Consider the following 14,133-nt stretch of genomic DNA (forward strand, 5'->3'; position numbering starts at 1 on the left):
GCACGGCGAAATAAGGAGACAGCAATGCCCGCTGACGAGGAAACTTACGACGTCGTGGTAGTCGGTTCCGGCGGCGGTGGCCTGATCGGCGCCTATGCGGCCGCTGCCCGAGGGCTGCGCACGCTGGTACTGGAGAAGACCGCGCTGATCGGTGGCACGACGTCGTATTCCGGTGCGGGACTGTGGTTTCCGGGCAGCGCCCCGATCGCGCGCGCGGGCATCGAGGATGATCCCGAGGCCGCCCGCACCTACCTGCGCGACGTTGTCGCCGACAACTCGCGCGAGCCGCTGCAGGATGCCTACCTGCGGACCGCGCCCAAGCTGATCGACGACCTCGAGCAGAACCCGCTGTTCGGGTCCTTCGCCTACCAGCCAGTGCCCGAATACTTCTACGGGCGTCCCGGATCTACCGCCACCGGGCGGACCGTGTTCCCGCAGGAGATCTCGGTCGCCGAACTCGGGGAACTCGCCCCGCTCATCCGCCGCTCGGTCCCCGAAGAACGCTGGGGCATCGACGAAGGACCGGTGCTCGTCGGCGGCCGCGCGCTGATCGGCCGGGCGCTGAAGGCATTCCTGGCAACGGGCAACGGCTTCTACCTGCTCGAGACCGCCCTCACCGACCTGCTGGTCGAGGACGGCCGGGTCACCGGTGTGCTGGCGGTCAGCGGCGGCGAGCGCCGCACATTCCGCGCGACCCGCGGCGTGATCCTGGCCGCGGGCGGATTCGAACACAACCGGGAGATGCGCGAGCAGTATTCACCCGTGCCGCTCACCGGCGAATGGTCCCACGGTGCGCCGGAGAACACCGGTGACGCGATTCTGGCCGGCCGCGCGATCGGCGCGGCCACCGACCTGCTCGACGAGGCCTGGTACGTCCCGGGGGTAGTTCAGCCCGATGGCCGGCCCGTCTTCCATACCGGCACCCGCGGCGGGATCTGGGTCAATGCCGAGGGCGAGCGCTTCATGAACGAGACGCAGCCCTACGACCGCGCCGGGCACGAAATGGCCCGGCTGCAACGCGATTCCGGCATTACGCACAGCACCGCGTATTGGGTATTCGACCACCGGCAACTCGAACGCGACGGCTTCGGCGGCGACCCTGCGCAGCCGGTGCGTCCGGAGTGGTTCGCGTCCGGCGCCCTGCGCCGCGCCGACACCCTCGAAGAATTGGCCGAATTGATCGGCGTGCCGCCGGAGAAACTGCGCAAGTCGATCGAGGAGTACAACGGCTATTCGAAGTCCGGTGTCGACGAGCGTTTCCACCGCGGCGAGGCGCCGTGGGACCAGATGTTCCAGTACATCGTCGGTTACCCCGCCGATCCCGGGCAGAACTATCTCGTGCCGCTGGCGACCGACCTCCCCAACCCGCTGCTCATCCCCGTCGACACCCCGCCCTACTACGCGGCCACCGTCGTACTGTCCGATATCGGAACCAAGGGCGGTCTGGTGACCGACGAGCACGCCCGCGTACTCCGCTCGGACGCAACGCCGATCGAAGGTCTCTACGCGACCGGCAACACCATGGCGGCTATGTCCGGCGGCGCGTACCCCGGCGCCGGAACACCGATCGGTTCGAGCCTCGTCTTCGCCTATCTCGCCGCACTCGACCTCGCCGGACCAACCGCTTAGGAGTCGGCCATGACCCGAGTAACCGAATCGACCCTGTCGGGAAGGTCGTTCCTGCCTGCCGCACTCGAGATCGCACTGCGTTGCCCAGCCCGATCCGACTACATCGAACTGCGCTTCACGACCTCGGCAGGCCCCTGGCAGTGGTGCTTCCCCGAGCCGCAGCACCGATACGCCGACCCGAGCGCCGCCAGCTCGATCGCGCTGGCATTCGGGCGGTACGGCGCACAGGCTCATCTGATTCGAGCAGGTGGACTCGGCCCCGCCCTGCCGAGCTCGGCGGCCCTGCCACTGATCCTCGCCGACGCCCGAATCCTGGTCGAGCGCAGACTGATCACCCCCGGCTTATCCCCGGCCTCCGCCAAAGGCCCTGCCGCATAATGAAATACCGTCGTTGCCCGTGTTCTCGTCACGGGCAACGCACCGGGTCTCTGGAGAGAAAATGGCTACATTCGTCCTGGTCCACGGTGGCGGGCACGGAGGCTGGTGTTATCAACGGGTGGCACGGCTGCTCTCGCATGCGGGGCACAACGTGTACGCACCGACACTGTCCGGCCTGGCCGAGCGATCACACCTACCGCTGGGCGATATCGGGCTGAACACCCACGTGCAGGACGTAGCGTCGCTATTGCACTACGAAGACCTCCATGACGTGATCCTGGTCGGGCACAGCTACGGCGGCATGGTGATCACCGGCACCGCAGATCGCGCCACCGACCGCATCCGCTCCCTGGTCTATCTGGACGCGGCCAACCCGGCCAACGGTCAGTCACTGGTCGACGTGGCCGGTCCGATCATCGAGGCGACCCGTCCACTCGGCACCGTCCTCGACGGCGTCGAGTTGGTGCTCTTACCGACCAAGGACGCCCCGCTGTTCTACGGAGTCACCGATCCCGCGGACATGGAGTGGATGCAGACCCGGTTGACCGCCCACCCGTGGCGGTGTTTCGAAGAGAAACTCGACCTGCACAACGAGGAGGCCCTATGGGCACTCCCGCAGTACCACATCATCTGCACCTCGACCCTGGCCACACGCGACCCGGGACTCATCCAGCAGGCACGCGCCGCAGGTTGTCTGTGGGACATCGACACCGGGCACGATCTGATGATCACCGAACCGCAAGCGGTGACCGACGCACTACTCGAGATCGCCGCCACCTGAGCCGCTGTGAGCCGCAATCCGCCGCACGCGTCCACCGATCTCGATCGAGCCGTCGGGCTTCGGACACGTCAGAATCTGCGAACCCCGACCTTGTGTGATGGTGAGACCGCGGCTGAGAGTTGACGTCAGGAGCAGCGCCGCGGCACCCGTCGCCTCGTCCTCGTCGATGCCGTCGCCGCGGCCGGGGAAGGCTCGAGCCCGGACCTGGCCGGTGGGCTCGTCCTGCCAGGCCCACGCGTAGATCCATTCACCGGGTGGGGGTACCTCGAGCTCGTTTACCTCCTCGGCCGAGCCGTACTGCTTCAAGGTACGAGGCGGCACCCACTCTGCACGGGCTGTGATCCAGGTGAACTCGCCGTCGCGGCGCACGGTGACAATCCCTGCGGTAGTTTCGAGTTCCGATGTATCCAGCAGCCACGCCGCACCGACGCAGGGATGCCCGGCGAATGGCAGCCGCACCGATGGTGTCCAAATATCGATTGCGGCGCGAACCGGATCGTCGACAAACACTGTCTCGCTGAACCCGAGGTCGCGTGCGATGGCGAGTCGCTCGGCGTCGGAGGCGACATTCAGACCGTGCACGACGCCGAGTTCGTTGCCGAAATCGCCTGCTGGTCCACAGAACACACTGAGTACATCATGATCGATCACAGACACAGTCAACCGTAATCACAGCAACGGCAATCTCGCTCCCGTGGGTGATCGTCGAGAACCTGGACGCGGATTGATCCGGCTCGTTCAGTACTACGCGGTGCTGACGGTCAGTCGGATGCGGGAAGCGGCCTGGCTTCCTTGAGCACCAACACCTCGCCATCGATGGCGGGGACACCGGGACCGGGCTTGGTGCACAGCAATTCGACTGTTGCATCGGCGTTGGTGTATCGCTTGCCAATGGCGGTGCCTCCGTTGGGGGTGGCCGAGGCGGTGCCGGTCTTTTCCGCGGCGGACAGGACTGCGGGGACGCCGCCGATGGTGAGTTCGATTGGGCCACCGGGGACCTTGACGACGATCAGTTCTGTCGAGTCGACTGCGCTGAAGACGCGGGTGCCGGGTTTCAAGGTCAGGGGCATGGGGTCTACCTCTCTAAAGGGCGCTCAGGTCTTCGAGGACGAGTCTGCGGAGGAGTTTTCCGGTGTCGGTGTGCGGCAAGGAGTTTCGGAAGACGATTGTTTCCGGGGTTTTGGAGCCGCGTAGGCGGGATCGGACGAGCGTGCGTAGTTCTTCGTCGGTTGCGACGGCGCCTGCTCGGAGGACTACTGCGGCGGCGAGGGTTTGCCCCCATTCGTCGCTCGGGGGGCCGACTACGCAGGCCTGGGCGACTGCTGGGTGGGACAGGAGGACTTCTTCGATCTCTGCGGGGGCTATGTTTTCGCCGCCTCGGATGATTGTGTCGTCGGCTCTGCCCTCGATGTATAGGTAGCCGTCGGGGTCCACGTGGCCTTTGTCGCGCGTGCAGAACCAGCCTTCGGCGTCCAGCAGGCTGCCGGTGGCGTATTCGCCGGAGATTTGTTCGCCGCGTAGGAAGATGACGCCCGTTTTGCCCGGTGGGAGTGCGCGGCCGTCGTCGTCGCGGATCTCGATCTCGATCGTGGGCAGCACTTGTCCGGCTGAGGATAAGCGGGATCGGATCAGCGGGTCCTCGGAAAGTAGTGCGGCTCGGTGGTCTTCGGGGCCGAGGATGGCGATTGTCGATGCGGTTTCGGTCAGACCGTAGGCGTTGACGAATCCGACGCCGGGGAATCGCGTAAGTGCCTCGCGCAGTATGCGTTCGGATACTTTGGCGCCGCCGTACGACAGGAAGCGCAGCGTCGGGAGGTTCGCGCCGTCGGGTGCTACCGCGTCCACGATGCGCGCCAGCATTGTCGGGACCACCATCGCATTGGTTACGGCTTCGGTGCGGACCGTTTCGAGCCATACCGATGGTTCGAAGGCGCGCAGGTACACCAGGCGACGGCCCGCGAACATGTTCGACAGCATGTTGGCGATGCCGGCGACGTGGTAGGGCGGCACCGAAACCAGTACCGCCTCTTCAGGACCGGCGCTGCCGAATTCGACGGTGCTCAGCAAGTAGGCCATGAGGTGGCGGTGCCGCAGTAGCGCCGACTTCGGGGCGGCCGTCGTGCCGCTGGTGTACAGCACGACCGCCACCGCGTCGTCGTCGAACCGCGGATCCAGGGGCGGCACGTCGGTGGGCAGACCGGCCAGCCAGTCGTCGAAGACGAGTGCACCTGCTGTCACTCGGGGCGCGGTCGCCGCGTCCGCCAGCACGAGTGCCTCGGGCTGGCGTTCGATCAAACTGTTCAGTCGAGTGTCGTCCAACCGGTAGTTCACCGGCACGAACGGAACCCCCGCGCACGCCGCGGCCAATAGAGCCACCGGCAGCAGCGGATGGTTCTCCCCCGCGTACACAAGTGCGGGAGAATCGCGCAGCGTCGCTGCTCCGCCCTTCGCCAGGGCACCGAGTTCGGCCCCGGTCACTCGCCGGTCGGCGTCGCCCAACAGATTACGGTCGGTGAAGCCCGACTCGATCATCTCGAGCATCGCTGAGAGATGCATGTCTTCACCAACTTCCGGAAGGCATGGCGGTGCTGGATCGGGACGGGACGAGCCGGATGCCTCGTTCAGCGAAGCCGAGTACGAAACCCGTCCTTCCGGCATGTTTTCGGCCCGCATCCACAGTCCTGCGATGCCCCGACGGCTTCGACGGATTTCCGCTGAGAGCCTGCCGGAATGACGAGGTTCGGTGCCGCACAGGCATTTCCGGACCAGGCACTAGGCCACCCCGGGGTCCGACGAAGCGTGATTCGCTGCGACATAACCGAATACCGCCGAGGCAGCGATACTCGCCCCCGCTCCGAGGTACTTGCGTCCCATCACGGAGGCAGTGCAATTGCCCGTCGCATACAGACCGCTGATCGGCTCCCCATCGGCGTTCAACACCCGGGAGAACTCGTCACAGAGCAATCCGCCACTGGTACCGATGTCTCCGGGGTACAGCGCGGCCGCGTAGAACGGCCCCTTTTCGATCGGCCCCAGGCTGGGGTTCGGCTGGTGGGTGCGGTCACCATAGAACCGCTCGTGGTCGCCCTCGCCGCGATGGAAGTCCTCATCGACGCCGGTTTCGGCGAATCCGTTGAACCGAGCCACCGTATCCCGCAACACGTCGGCGGGGATATCGCATTGGCGCGCAAGGTCTTCCAGAGTGTCAGCGCGCTTCAGCGTACCGCCGGTGATCAACTGCCGAGGTGTCAAGCCCGCGGGTGCCATACCGAAGGGATAGCGCGACCGGTGAAGCGAATCGAGGATGAGCCAGGACGGAATCGCCGCGCCGTTCTCGCGGTGCCGCGCGTACATCTGCTGTCCGGCTTCCTGATACGAGCACGCCTCGTTGAAGTAGCGGAGGCCCTTGGCATCGACGATGAGCGAGCCTGGCTTGCAGCGCTCGGACAGGCACATGCCGGGGGTGCCGTCGGGCATGATCCACGAGGGCATCCACCACGCCTCGTCCAGCATGTCGGTCGCGGCACCGAGGCCCGCCGCGATCCGGATGGCCTCCCCGGTGTCCCCCGGGTTGGACGAGGTCCAGTCGGCACCCACAGGCAGCCCGTCCGAATGCTCCTTGCGCATCGCCTCGTTGCGAGCGAAACCGCCTGCGGCGAGCAGGATTCCGTCCCGCACCCGCACACGCACGGCGCGGCCGTCACGATGGATGACGGCACCGACGACCCGGCCGTCCTCGACGACGAGATCGGTAAGCGCGGACTCGGTCCAGATCGGGACCTCGCGGCGCAGGAGCGCGTCGACCAACCGGGCGATCAATGCCGCGCCATTGGCCGCCAGCTTCTGTCCGCGAATGCGCCCGCCGACGGTGCGCCGCCCGACCCTGGCCATGGTGGCCATGCCGATTCGCGTGCGCATCAACGACATCGGCGCCGCCTCCACGGTGTAGATCACCATGCCGCCCGCGAAGCCGGGCCGGATCCGGTCGCACCAGGCACCGAGTTTCTTCTTGTCGAAGATCTCCGGTTCGATGGATCGCCCCCGCGCAGATCCGCCTTCAGTGCCCCGGACGCCGGCGTAGTAGTCGCTGTATCCCTCGCACCGCCGAAACTTCAGGCCCTCGGATTCGAGGAAACCGACCATATCGATTCCGGAATTGATGTAGGTCAGTCGACGGGCCGGAGACGATGCCGGGCCGGCATCACCGACGACGGAGTCGAAATAGGCCAGGGCGGTGTCGAGCGAATCGGGCACATCCTCGCGCTGCATGAGCGGATTGTTGGGCAGCCACATCACGCCACCCGACATACAGGTCGATCCGCCGAGCAGGTCGGACTTCTCCACGACGAGAACATCTTTGCCGAGCGCACGGGCACGCAGTGCGCCCACCACCCCGGCACCGCTGCCGACGACCAGGAAGTCGGTCGTATGGTCCCAGTCGTTCATCACTTTCCCTTGCCCATTGCGGGCGCCTGCCCGATGACACCGTCGTTTTCCAGTACGGCGATCTCGGATGCACTGAGACCGAGTCCCGCCAACACTTCCTGGTTGTGCTCCCCCAATAACGGCGCGTGACGCGTATGCCACCGTTCGGGGCCGTCCGACAGCGTGAACGGCACCGTGCTGTGCCGGACCGTCGGGTTCACCGGATGTTCGACGTACTCGTAGAAGCCGCGCGACTCGAGCTGCGGCAGTTCGGCGACGCGATGCGGCTGCATGACTTTGCCCACCGGAACTCCGGCGTCCCAAAGGATTTGGACGATCTCCCCCGCGCTGCGCTGCCCACACCACGCGGCGAGATTCTTGTCGATGAGGTCGTGCTGCTCGCGCCGCCCGCTGGCGGTGGACAGTTCCGGCTCCATCGCCCAGTCCGGCCGACCGATCGCATCACGTAGACCCGACCATTGCTCATCGGTGGCCACCGCGACCGCGACCCAGGAGTCGTTGCCGCCGTATTCGTCGATATCGGCGGTCCGGTAGAGGTTTTGCGGCGCCGCCTCCGGTCCCCGATTACCGTCGCGCACAAGAAGTTGCCCGTATGCGGAGTGCTCGATCACCTGTTCGGCGGCCACGTTCATTGCGGCGTCCACCATCGCCGCCTCGACGAGCATGCCCGCGCCGGTCCGCCGCCGGTGTTCGAGCGCGAGCAGCAGCGCGTTGAGAGCGTGCAGACCAGCATTCGGATCGCCGATCGAGAACGGCTCGACCGGGTTCTGATCGGGATGGCCGGTCAACCAGGTGAGTCCGGACGCATCCTCGATGATGTAGGCGAAGGCCGGGTTGTCCCGCCACGGTCCGTCGAGGCCGAATCCCGGCATCCGGACCATGATCGCGTCGGGGCGCAGGCTGCGCACCTTCTCGTAGTCGAGCCCGATCTGCTCGAGCACCCGTGGGGTGTAGTTCTCGACGATCACGTCGCAGCTCTGGATCAGCCGGTGCAGCACCTCGAGCCCGCGCTCGCTTCGGAAGTCCAGCGTCACGCTCTTCTTATTGGTGTTCAGGCTCGAGAATATGGGCGAGCGTTCCCACCATTGTTCCTCGCTGAGCGGGACACCGGCGATGAGCCGGGTTCCGTCGGGCCGGGTGGTCGACTCGACGTGGATCACTTCGGCACCGAGCATGGCGAGCAAGTGTGTGCAGGACGGCCCGGCCCAGAACGCGGTCATATCCAGCACGCGAAGTCCGTTGAAGGACAACCCTTTCGCGGTGTCCCGTCGAGCGGCCGGGGGTGTGGCGCGATATCGTTGCCCGTGCTCGTCCAGGCGCGGGGCGGGCCGAGGCGCCGGCGGTGGCTCGGATCCCAAGCGGAACGGCGGGGCGGGTTGGGTGTAGCCGTCGCGGGGGTTGGCCACGAATGATCCGCACGCCCGGTAATGCTCCATCTCGGCGATGTTCTCGCCATTGGCGACCAGGGAATTGGGAATTCTGAAAGCCGTTGCCAGCTCCCGGATTTCCGCCACCGTGTGCTCGGCGAACCACGGGGCGATCTCACTCGCCAGATCGCCCGCCCGCCCGCTGATCGAGAACGGCGCGCTCTCATCGATCCACTCCGGATGCCCGACCATCGCGCACAGGTCGAACCACTGCTGCGCGGTCCCGCACCCGACGGCCACCATTCCGTCCTCGGCGCTGGCCACCCCGGGCACCATGAGCCCTCGACCCGGCCGCATCAGCCGACCGAGCGCCTCGAAGAAGGTGACGGAATAGTAAGTGAGACTGAGAATTTGACTCTCGAGTACGGACAGATCGACCAGCTCGCCCGCGCCGGTGTCGAGGGTCCGCAGCCGCGATGCCAGGGTGCCGGCCGCGGCATATGCCCCGGCAACCCACTCGCCTATCCGGCCGCCGACATAGACCGGAGCGCGGTCTGGCGCACCGCGACCGAGCCCGATGATCCCGCCCGACCACGCCTGCAGCGTGAACTCGGTCGCCGGTCGGTCCCGCCAGGGACCGTGCAGACCGAATGGGGTGATCGAGGTGACCGTCAGATGGGGATGCCGGTCATGTATGGCTTCCGGAGTGTACGACGGATGCTCCGCGACACTCGATCCGCGACTCCAGACCACCGCGTCCGCCCCCGCCAACAGTCGGTCCACGAAGTCGATCTCATCCGGATCGGCGACGACACTGTGCTTCGAGCACGCGAGGAAACCGAACAGCGCACCGTCGGCGCCGGCCGGGATTTCGGTGTGCGACGCCGACCAGCTGCGCAGCCGATCACCTTCCGGCGCTTCGACTTTGACGACCTCAGCACCGGCATCGGCCAGCAGCTTCGTACAGTAGGCTCCCGCGATCCCACTGGAGAAATCGACGACCACATAACCATCGAGCGGTTCCACGAGCTAGTCCTTCCGCTCCCGAGCGCGCTTGCTCAGCCGCCATTCCGGCGGGAATTTGCTGTCGTTGTCCTTGACCGCGTTATTGATTCCGCGATTCATGGCCTGGTCGAACATCATGTCGTCGGTGTCGGGCGCCGCGAAGCCGCCGACCGTTTCGAAAAGTCCGCTGATCATGCTGCCCAGGTATTCGCCCTGGTACTGCTTCATGAACTCGAAGAAGGACTTCTGCATGAACACGGTGTCCGTCGGGCGGTTGCTGGCACAGGCCTGTGCGTATTTGTCCACTTCCGCTTCCAGCTGGTCCCTCGGGACGACGCTGTTGAGGAAGTTGCACTGGTACATTTCGGCGGCGGTGAACGCCCGCCCGGTGAAAACCATCTCCTGGAATTTGCGCAGGCCCATGGTCTGCGCCCACCACCACATGCGCGGCGCCCACCCGACGTAGCGGAAGGCCGGATGCCCGAACAGCGCGTCGTCGGAGGAGATCACCAGATCGGCGTCGGCGGCCTGATAGAAGTGCCACCCGTAGCAGTAGCCCTTCACCTCCAGGATGCTGATCTTCTTGAAATCCTGGAGGCTGCGAATTCCGGAGTGGGAGTTGGCATACCACGAACTGAGTGTCGCGCCGTGCCGGAACGAGCCCTGGGGCGGATAGGTGACTTCGTCGGCGCCGATGCGGAATTCGGCGAGCTTCGGCCCCTGATCGGGGCTGGTGTGCGCCGCCATGAATTCCGGCAGGTCGGCACCGGTGCCGAGATCATCACCCTCGCCACGGATTACGAGCACCTTGACGTCGTCGTCGACACTGGCGCGGTGCAGCAGGTCGGCATAGCGTACCCGGGCGGCGATGGTCGGCGCGTTGAGGTGGTCGGGCCGGTTGAACGTGATCGTGGCGATCTTGGTCTTGGGATCCTTCTCGTAGAGGATGATTTCCTCGGCCGAAGGCGCGGACTCACTCATTCGATGCTCCGATCACGATGCCCGCGTTGCTGTTCCACGACGGGGCGGACGTCAGCACCTCGGGTGCGTCGGCGGTGATGAGCACCATCTCCCGTCCGAAGACAGCGCCGATGCCCTGCTCCCACACGTAGCCGGTGACGGCCAGCACCATCCCGGGCTCCAGGTGCTCCGCGGCGGCGGTCGCTGGAAGTTGTTGCGACACAACGGGCGCATCGAACCCCAGCCCCAGCGCATGGGCCACCGGCAGCGGCGGCAACGGTTCACCGGCAGCCTCGTAAGCGCTGAGGAACTCCGAGGCGAGCCGACCCGGTCGACAGGCGGCGAGCAGGCGAGACCACAGCTGATCCCACCGCTCGTAGAGGGCACTTGTGCCGTCCTTCGGCGCCCAGGTCGGCCAGGTCCGCCCGATCTGGGCGATGTAGCCGTTGCCGATGACTCCCGCGGAGAAGGCCACCAGGTCACCGGCCTGCGCGCGCCGGTCACCGGACGCGCGCCGCCATGGGTGGTCCGGTGCGGTCACCCACGCGGCGTCCTGGGTGGCCGGGGTGCTCATGCCCCCGGCCGCCATTGCCTGCAACATCACTCCCGTCAGGGTCTTCTCGGTGGCCCCCGGCCGCAGTTCGGCCACCGCCGCCGCCAGGCCCGCTTCCGCGATGCGGATCGAATCCCGAAGCACCACAATTTCTTCGGGAGTCTTGATCCGCCGGGCGGCACGCATGGCCTGTTCGCCGTCGACCAGGTCCGCCTGTGGAAATGCCATCGGCAGGAACTGAGAGAACAGCGGAGACAGGGCATCGGTACCCACCCGCCTGGCGGTGGCGGCACCGCCGATCTGGCGCAGCACCCCCACGAGGTTGAGCGGATTCCACATGATCCCGTACAGGTTTTCGTGCGGAATGTCCTCGGGAACGCCTTCGTCCCAGGTGCTCAACAGATGAATGTCGCCGGTTTCACGGACGAGGACGCATCCGGGACCGAACGGCCTGGTCCCCGCGGTCCACAGCTGCGGTGTACCCGTGACATAGCGAATATTGGCCTGTCTGCCCAGTACGAGCAGGTCGAGGTCGTGGGCTTCCATCTGGGCCAGTACGCGCTCCCGTCGCCCGAGACGGAGTGCGCGTTCGTCGGCCAGGATTTCAGTTGCCATAGGGCGCGTAGGTGTAGTCGGTCAACGGAATGAAGCCTTCCTCGGTGATCACGATGATCTCCTCGCTGCGGTAGCCCCCGGTGCCGTCCTCCCACACCACCGGTTCCAGCACCAGTACCGTGCCCGGTGCGAGGACGAAGTTCTTGTCGAAGTCGTCGCCCAGATCCGTGCCGATCATGGGCATCTCGGCGGGGCCGACGCCGATGCCGTGCCCCAGATAGAAGTGGGGCAGCCAGGGCTTTTCGCCGCCGTTGGCGTCGATGGCCGCCCTGGCCAGTTCATTCAGCGAGGCTCCGGCGCGGGTCACCGCGAGCACCGCGTCCAGGATCTCCCGCCATCTGGTGAATTGCGCCTGCTGCCTCGGGGTGGGGTCCTGGCCGACCACCCAGGTCCGGCCGAAGTCGGAGCAGTACCCGCCGTAGCTGATGCTCACGTCGGTCCACAGGACATCGCCGCGCGCCAGCTCCCGTTCGGTCGTCAGCAAGGGCAGCGCAAGATCGTCGTGTACCGTCCAGACGCCTTCTGCCTTGCTTTCCGGCATGACCTGCCAGATGGGGTCGAGAATATTGGCGGTGGCGCCGAGTTCGAACGCCCGCCGCACGAAGGCCGCCGACAGATCGATCTGCCGGATTCCGGGTGCCAGCGCCGCGTGGACATCGACCATGGCGGTGTCGGTTATCCGGCACGCCGTGCGGATGCAGGCCAGCTCGTCCTGGGTCTTGACCAATTTGGCCGCGCTGAGCACCAGGGCGGCGTCGGTGGGCGACCCGGACGGGAACAATTTCTGCTCCGCGCGTCGCATCGCACCCGTGGACTGGTCCACGGCCACCCTCGCCCCGCTCGGGATGAGATCGGCCAGGATCCGCGCGAAATCCGTTACGCCTTCGTCGAATTCGAGATAGACGGGTCCGTGGACGTAGTCCGCAGGCAACTCCGTTTCGGTGGCCGCGCCCTCACGGAAGGGCATGAACAAATGCGGCCACTGGTCCGCTGCCAGGACCACCGCGACCGGGCACTCGATATGCGACAGACCAGCGTCGCCGAGCGGCCAGCTCGCTCCGGTCGCATACATGACGGATTGATCTTCGAGCAGTACCAGCGCATCCACGCCCTGCTCCGCCATCGCCGCCCGCAACCGGGCTCCGGTTTCGCGCCGCATCCTGGCGCGATCCGGTTCGTCCGGAATTCGGATCGACGTCCCTACCACTGTCGGAGAATTAGTCATTCGATACCCAGGAATTTCTTGATATTGCCGCTGACGATTTGGGCTGCCTTTTCCGGTCCGACGGCGTCGACGACCAGCTGCAGCGACTTCTCCGAATAGCCGAAAGTGCTTTCGTTGTGCGGGTAGTCGGTGGACCACATCACGTTGTCCACGCCGATCTGGTCGATCAGCTGCAAGCCGAGCTGATCCACCATGAACGCGGCACTCATATGCTTTTTCCAGTAGTAGCGCACGTCGTGCTGCAGTTTCGGCTCGCACATGTGCTGGTAGGACGCGTACAGATGCTCGCCGTCCTGCAGTGCCGACGGAACCCAGGCGATCCCGCCCTCGAACCAGCCGATCTTGAGTTTCGGATGCCGGTCGAGAATGCCGGAGAAGATGTACCTGCCGAACATTTCCCGGAACGAGTCGACATTGACCATCATCCCGACCACGATGGTGTTGAACTCGCAGGGGGCCTTGAGCCCGGTCTCCCCGATGTGATGGGAAATGGGCACGCCCGAGGCTTCGATCTCGTCCCACACCGGGTCCATCGCCGTACTCGCGTAGTCGATCTGGTTGCCGTCGGCGTCCGTACCCGGGTTGAGTGGCAGCAGGAAAGTCTTGAGCCCCAACGACTTCAGCTCTTCCAGGGTCCGGCGCGTACCCTCCGGATCCCACCAGTTGATCAAACCCGCGGCGTAGAAACGACCCTTGGAACGCTCCTGCAGGCCCGCCATGTACTGGTTGTAGATCCGGAACAGGCGCTCGCGCATTTCCTTGTCGGAATGGAAGAACAGCGCCAGGACGGCGTTGGGAAACGCCAACTCCTTGTAGACGCCGTCTTCGGCCAGCTGCTCGATACGCGCCTCGAGGTTGCCGCTTGCCGCGCCGACGAGGTCGTCGTACTGCATCAGGACGGCACTGAATTCGGGCGGCAGGAACGAATGTCCGACTGCGCCGACCTGATAGGCACCTTCCTCATACCAGATCCGCGGCGCCTGAGCCTTCAGCTCCTCGGGAAGATACTGGAAGAAAATATCGTCCGAGAGCGAGATGTGATTATCGGCCGAGAACACCTCCGTCCCCGGGGGCAGACCCACCTCACCGGTGGCGTTACCGTGCCTGTTCTTCGGCGCGCCGTAGCCCTCGGGTGGGTATAACGAGACGTTCTTCGTCGGGCTTGACATCACTT

At 65.6% G+C, this 14,133-nt stretch carries 12 protein-coding genes; 3 read left to right on the top strand and 9 right to left on the bottom strand.

What is annotated here, in order from left to right:
- Window positions 1-24: 24 nt before the first annotated feature.
- The 3 genes from ACIBW7_RS20440 (at window position 25) to ACIBW7_RS20450 (ending at window position 2,788) form a co-directional block, all read left to right on the top strand.
- Entirely contained in the window at window positions 25-1,629 is a 1,605-nt protein-coding gene (locus ACIBW7_RS20440; RefSeq protein ID WP_397048445.1) for an FAD-dependent oxidoreductase, read from the top strand.
- 9 nt (window positions 1,630-1,638) lie between these two features.
- The gene (locus ACIBW7_RS20445; RefSeq protein WP_397048447.1) at window positions 1,639-2,007 is read left to right on the top strand and encodes a hypothetical protein; all 369 of its coding nucleotides are present in this window, start codon (window positions 1,639-1,641) and stop codon (window positions 2,005-2,007) included.
- A 61-nt stretch (window positions 2,008-2,068) separates the two neighbouring features.
- A complete protein-coding gene (locus ACIBW7_RS20450) occupies window positions 2,069-2,788 on the top strand; it encodes an alpha/beta fold hydrolase (protein WP_397048449.1) in 720 nt (239 codons plus the stop codon).
- On the opposite strand, the gene ACIBW7_RS20455 is transcribed toward ACIBW7_RS20450, so the two are convergent.
- The 9 genes from ACIBW7_RS20455 to ACIBW7_RS20495 form a co-directional block, all read right to left on the bottom strand.
- Window positions 2,765-3,439 (bottom strand): PhzF family phenazine biosynthesis protein, encoded by a 675-nt coding sequence (locus ACIBW7_RS20455; protein WP_397048451.1) that lies wholly within the window; start codon window positions 3,437-3,439, stop codon window positions 2,765-2,767. The two genes, ACIBW7_RS20450 and ACIBW7_RS20455, sit on opposite strands and share 24 nt — an antisense overlap.
- Before the next feature lie 110 nt (window positions 3,440-3,549).
- Window positions 3,550-3,858: a hypothetical protein gene (locus tag ACIBW7_RS20460; RefSeq protein ID WP_397048453.1), complete on the bottom strand. Its 309-nt coding sequence runs from the start codon at window positions 3,856-3,858 to the stop codon at window positions 3,550-3,552.
- Between the two features lie 13 nt (window positions 3,859-3,871).
- On the bottom strand, window positions 3,872-5,344 hold the full coding sequence (locus ACIBW7_RS20465) for a class I adenylate-forming enzyme family protein (protein ID WP_397048455.1): 1,473 nt from the start codon (window positions 5,342-5,344) through the stop codon (window positions 3,872-3,874).
- Between the two features lie 216 nt (window positions 5,345-5,560).
- Window positions 5,561-7,234 (bottom strand): FAD-binding protein, encoded by a 1,674-nt coding sequence (locus ACIBW7_RS20470; protein ID WP_397048457.1) that lies wholly within the window; start codon window positions 7,232-7,234, stop codon window positions 5,561-5,563.
- Window positions 7,234-9,627 carry a CaiB/BaiF CoA transferase family protein gene (locus ACIBW7_RS20475; RefSeq protein ID WP_397048458.1) on the bottom strand — a complete coding sequence of 798 codons (2,394 nt, stop codon included), beginning with the start codon at window positions 9,625-9,627 and terminating at the stop codon, window positions 7,234-7,236. The genes ACIBW7_RS20470 and ACIBW7_RS20475 overlap by 1 nt, the downstream gene beginning before the upstream one ends.
- A gap of 3 nt (window positions 9,628-9,630) precedes the next feature.
- Complete coding sequence (locus tag ACIBW7_RS20480) at window positions 9,631-10,587, bottom strand: enoyl-CoA hydratase/isomerase family protein (RefSeq protein WP_397048459.1); 957 nt, start codon at window positions 10,585-10,587, stop codon at window positions 9,631-9,633.
- Window positions 10,580-11,734 carry a M24 family metallopeptidase gene (locus ACIBW7_RS20485; RefSeq protein WP_397048461.1) on the bottom strand — a complete coding sequence of 385 codons (1,155 nt, stop codon included), beginning with the start codon at window positions 11,732-11,734 and terminating at the stop codon, window positions 10,580-10,582. Before ACIBW7_RS20485 ends, ACIBW7_RS20480 begins: the two co-directional genes overlap by 8 nt.
- On the bottom strand, window positions 11,724-12,959 hold the full coding sequence (locus ACIBW7_RS20490) for a M24 family metallopeptidase (RefSeq protein WP_397048463.1): 1,236 nt from the start codon (window positions 12,957-12,959) through the stop codon (window positions 11,724-11,726). The genes ACIBW7_RS20485 and ACIBW7_RS20490 overlap by 11 nt, the downstream gene beginning before the upstream one ends.
- The gene (locus ACIBW7_RS20495; protein WP_397048465.1) at window positions 12,956-14,128 is read right to left on the bottom strand and encodes an amidohydrolase family protein; all 1,173 of its coding nucleotides are present in this window, start codon (window positions 14,126-14,128) and stop codon (window positions 12,956-12,958) included. Before ACIBW7_RS20495 ends, ACIBW7_RS20490 begins: the two co-directional genes overlap by 4 nt.
- Window positions 14,129-14,133: the final 5 nt, after the last annotated feature.

It is taken from the genome of Nocardia sp. NPDC049526, assembly GCF_044465765.1.
In the GTDB taxonomy this organism is placed as follows: Bacteria; Actinomycetota; Actinomycetes; order Mycobacteriales; family Mycobacteriaceae; genus Nocardia.

Excerpts from the sequence above, each read along its gene's own strand:
- ACIBW7_RS20440 (WP_397048445.1), top strand. The coding sequence starts at position 25 with ATGCCCGCTGACGAGGAAACTTACGACGTCGTGGTAGTCGGTTCCGGC.
- ACIBW7_RS20445 (WP_397048447.1), top strand. The coding sequence starts at position 1,639 with ATGACCCGAGTAACCGAATCGACCCTGTCGGGAAGGTCGTTCCTGCCT.
- ACIBW7_RS20450 (WP_397048449.1), top strand. The coding sequence starts at position 2,069 with ATGGCTACATTCGTCCTGGTCCACGGTGGCGGGCACGGAGGCTGGTGT.
- ACIBW7_RS20460 (WP_397048453.1), bottom strand. The coding sequence starts at position 3,858 with ATGCCCCTGACCTTGAAACCCGGCACCCGCGTCTTCAGCGCAGTCGAC.
- ACIBW7_RS20465 (WP_397048455.1), bottom strand. The coding sequence starts at position 5,344 with ATGCATCTCTCAGCGATGCTCGAGATGATCGAGTCGGGCTTCACCGAC.
- ACIBW7_RS20470 (WP_397048457.1), bottom strand. The coding sequence starts at position 7,234 with ATGAACGACTGGGACCATACGACCGACTTCCTGGTCGTCGGCAGCGGT.
- ACIBW7_RS20480 (WP_397048459.1), bottom strand. The coding sequence starts at position 10,587 with ATGAGTGAGTCCGCGCCTTCGGCCGAGGAAATCATCCTCTACGAGAAG.
- ACIBW7_RS20485 (WP_397048461.1), bottom strand. The coding sequence starts at position 11,734 with ATGGCAACTGAAATCCTGGCCGACGAACGCGCACTCCGTCTCGGGCGA.
- ACIBW7_RS20490 (WP_397048463.1), bottom strand. The coding sequence starts at position 12,959 with ATGACTAATTCTCCGACAGTGGTAGGGACGTCGATCCGAATTCCGGAC.
- ACIBW7_RS20495 (WP_397048465.1), bottom strand. The coding sequence starts at position 14,128 with ATGTCAAGCCCGACGAAGAACGTCTCGTTATACCCACCCGAGGGCTAC.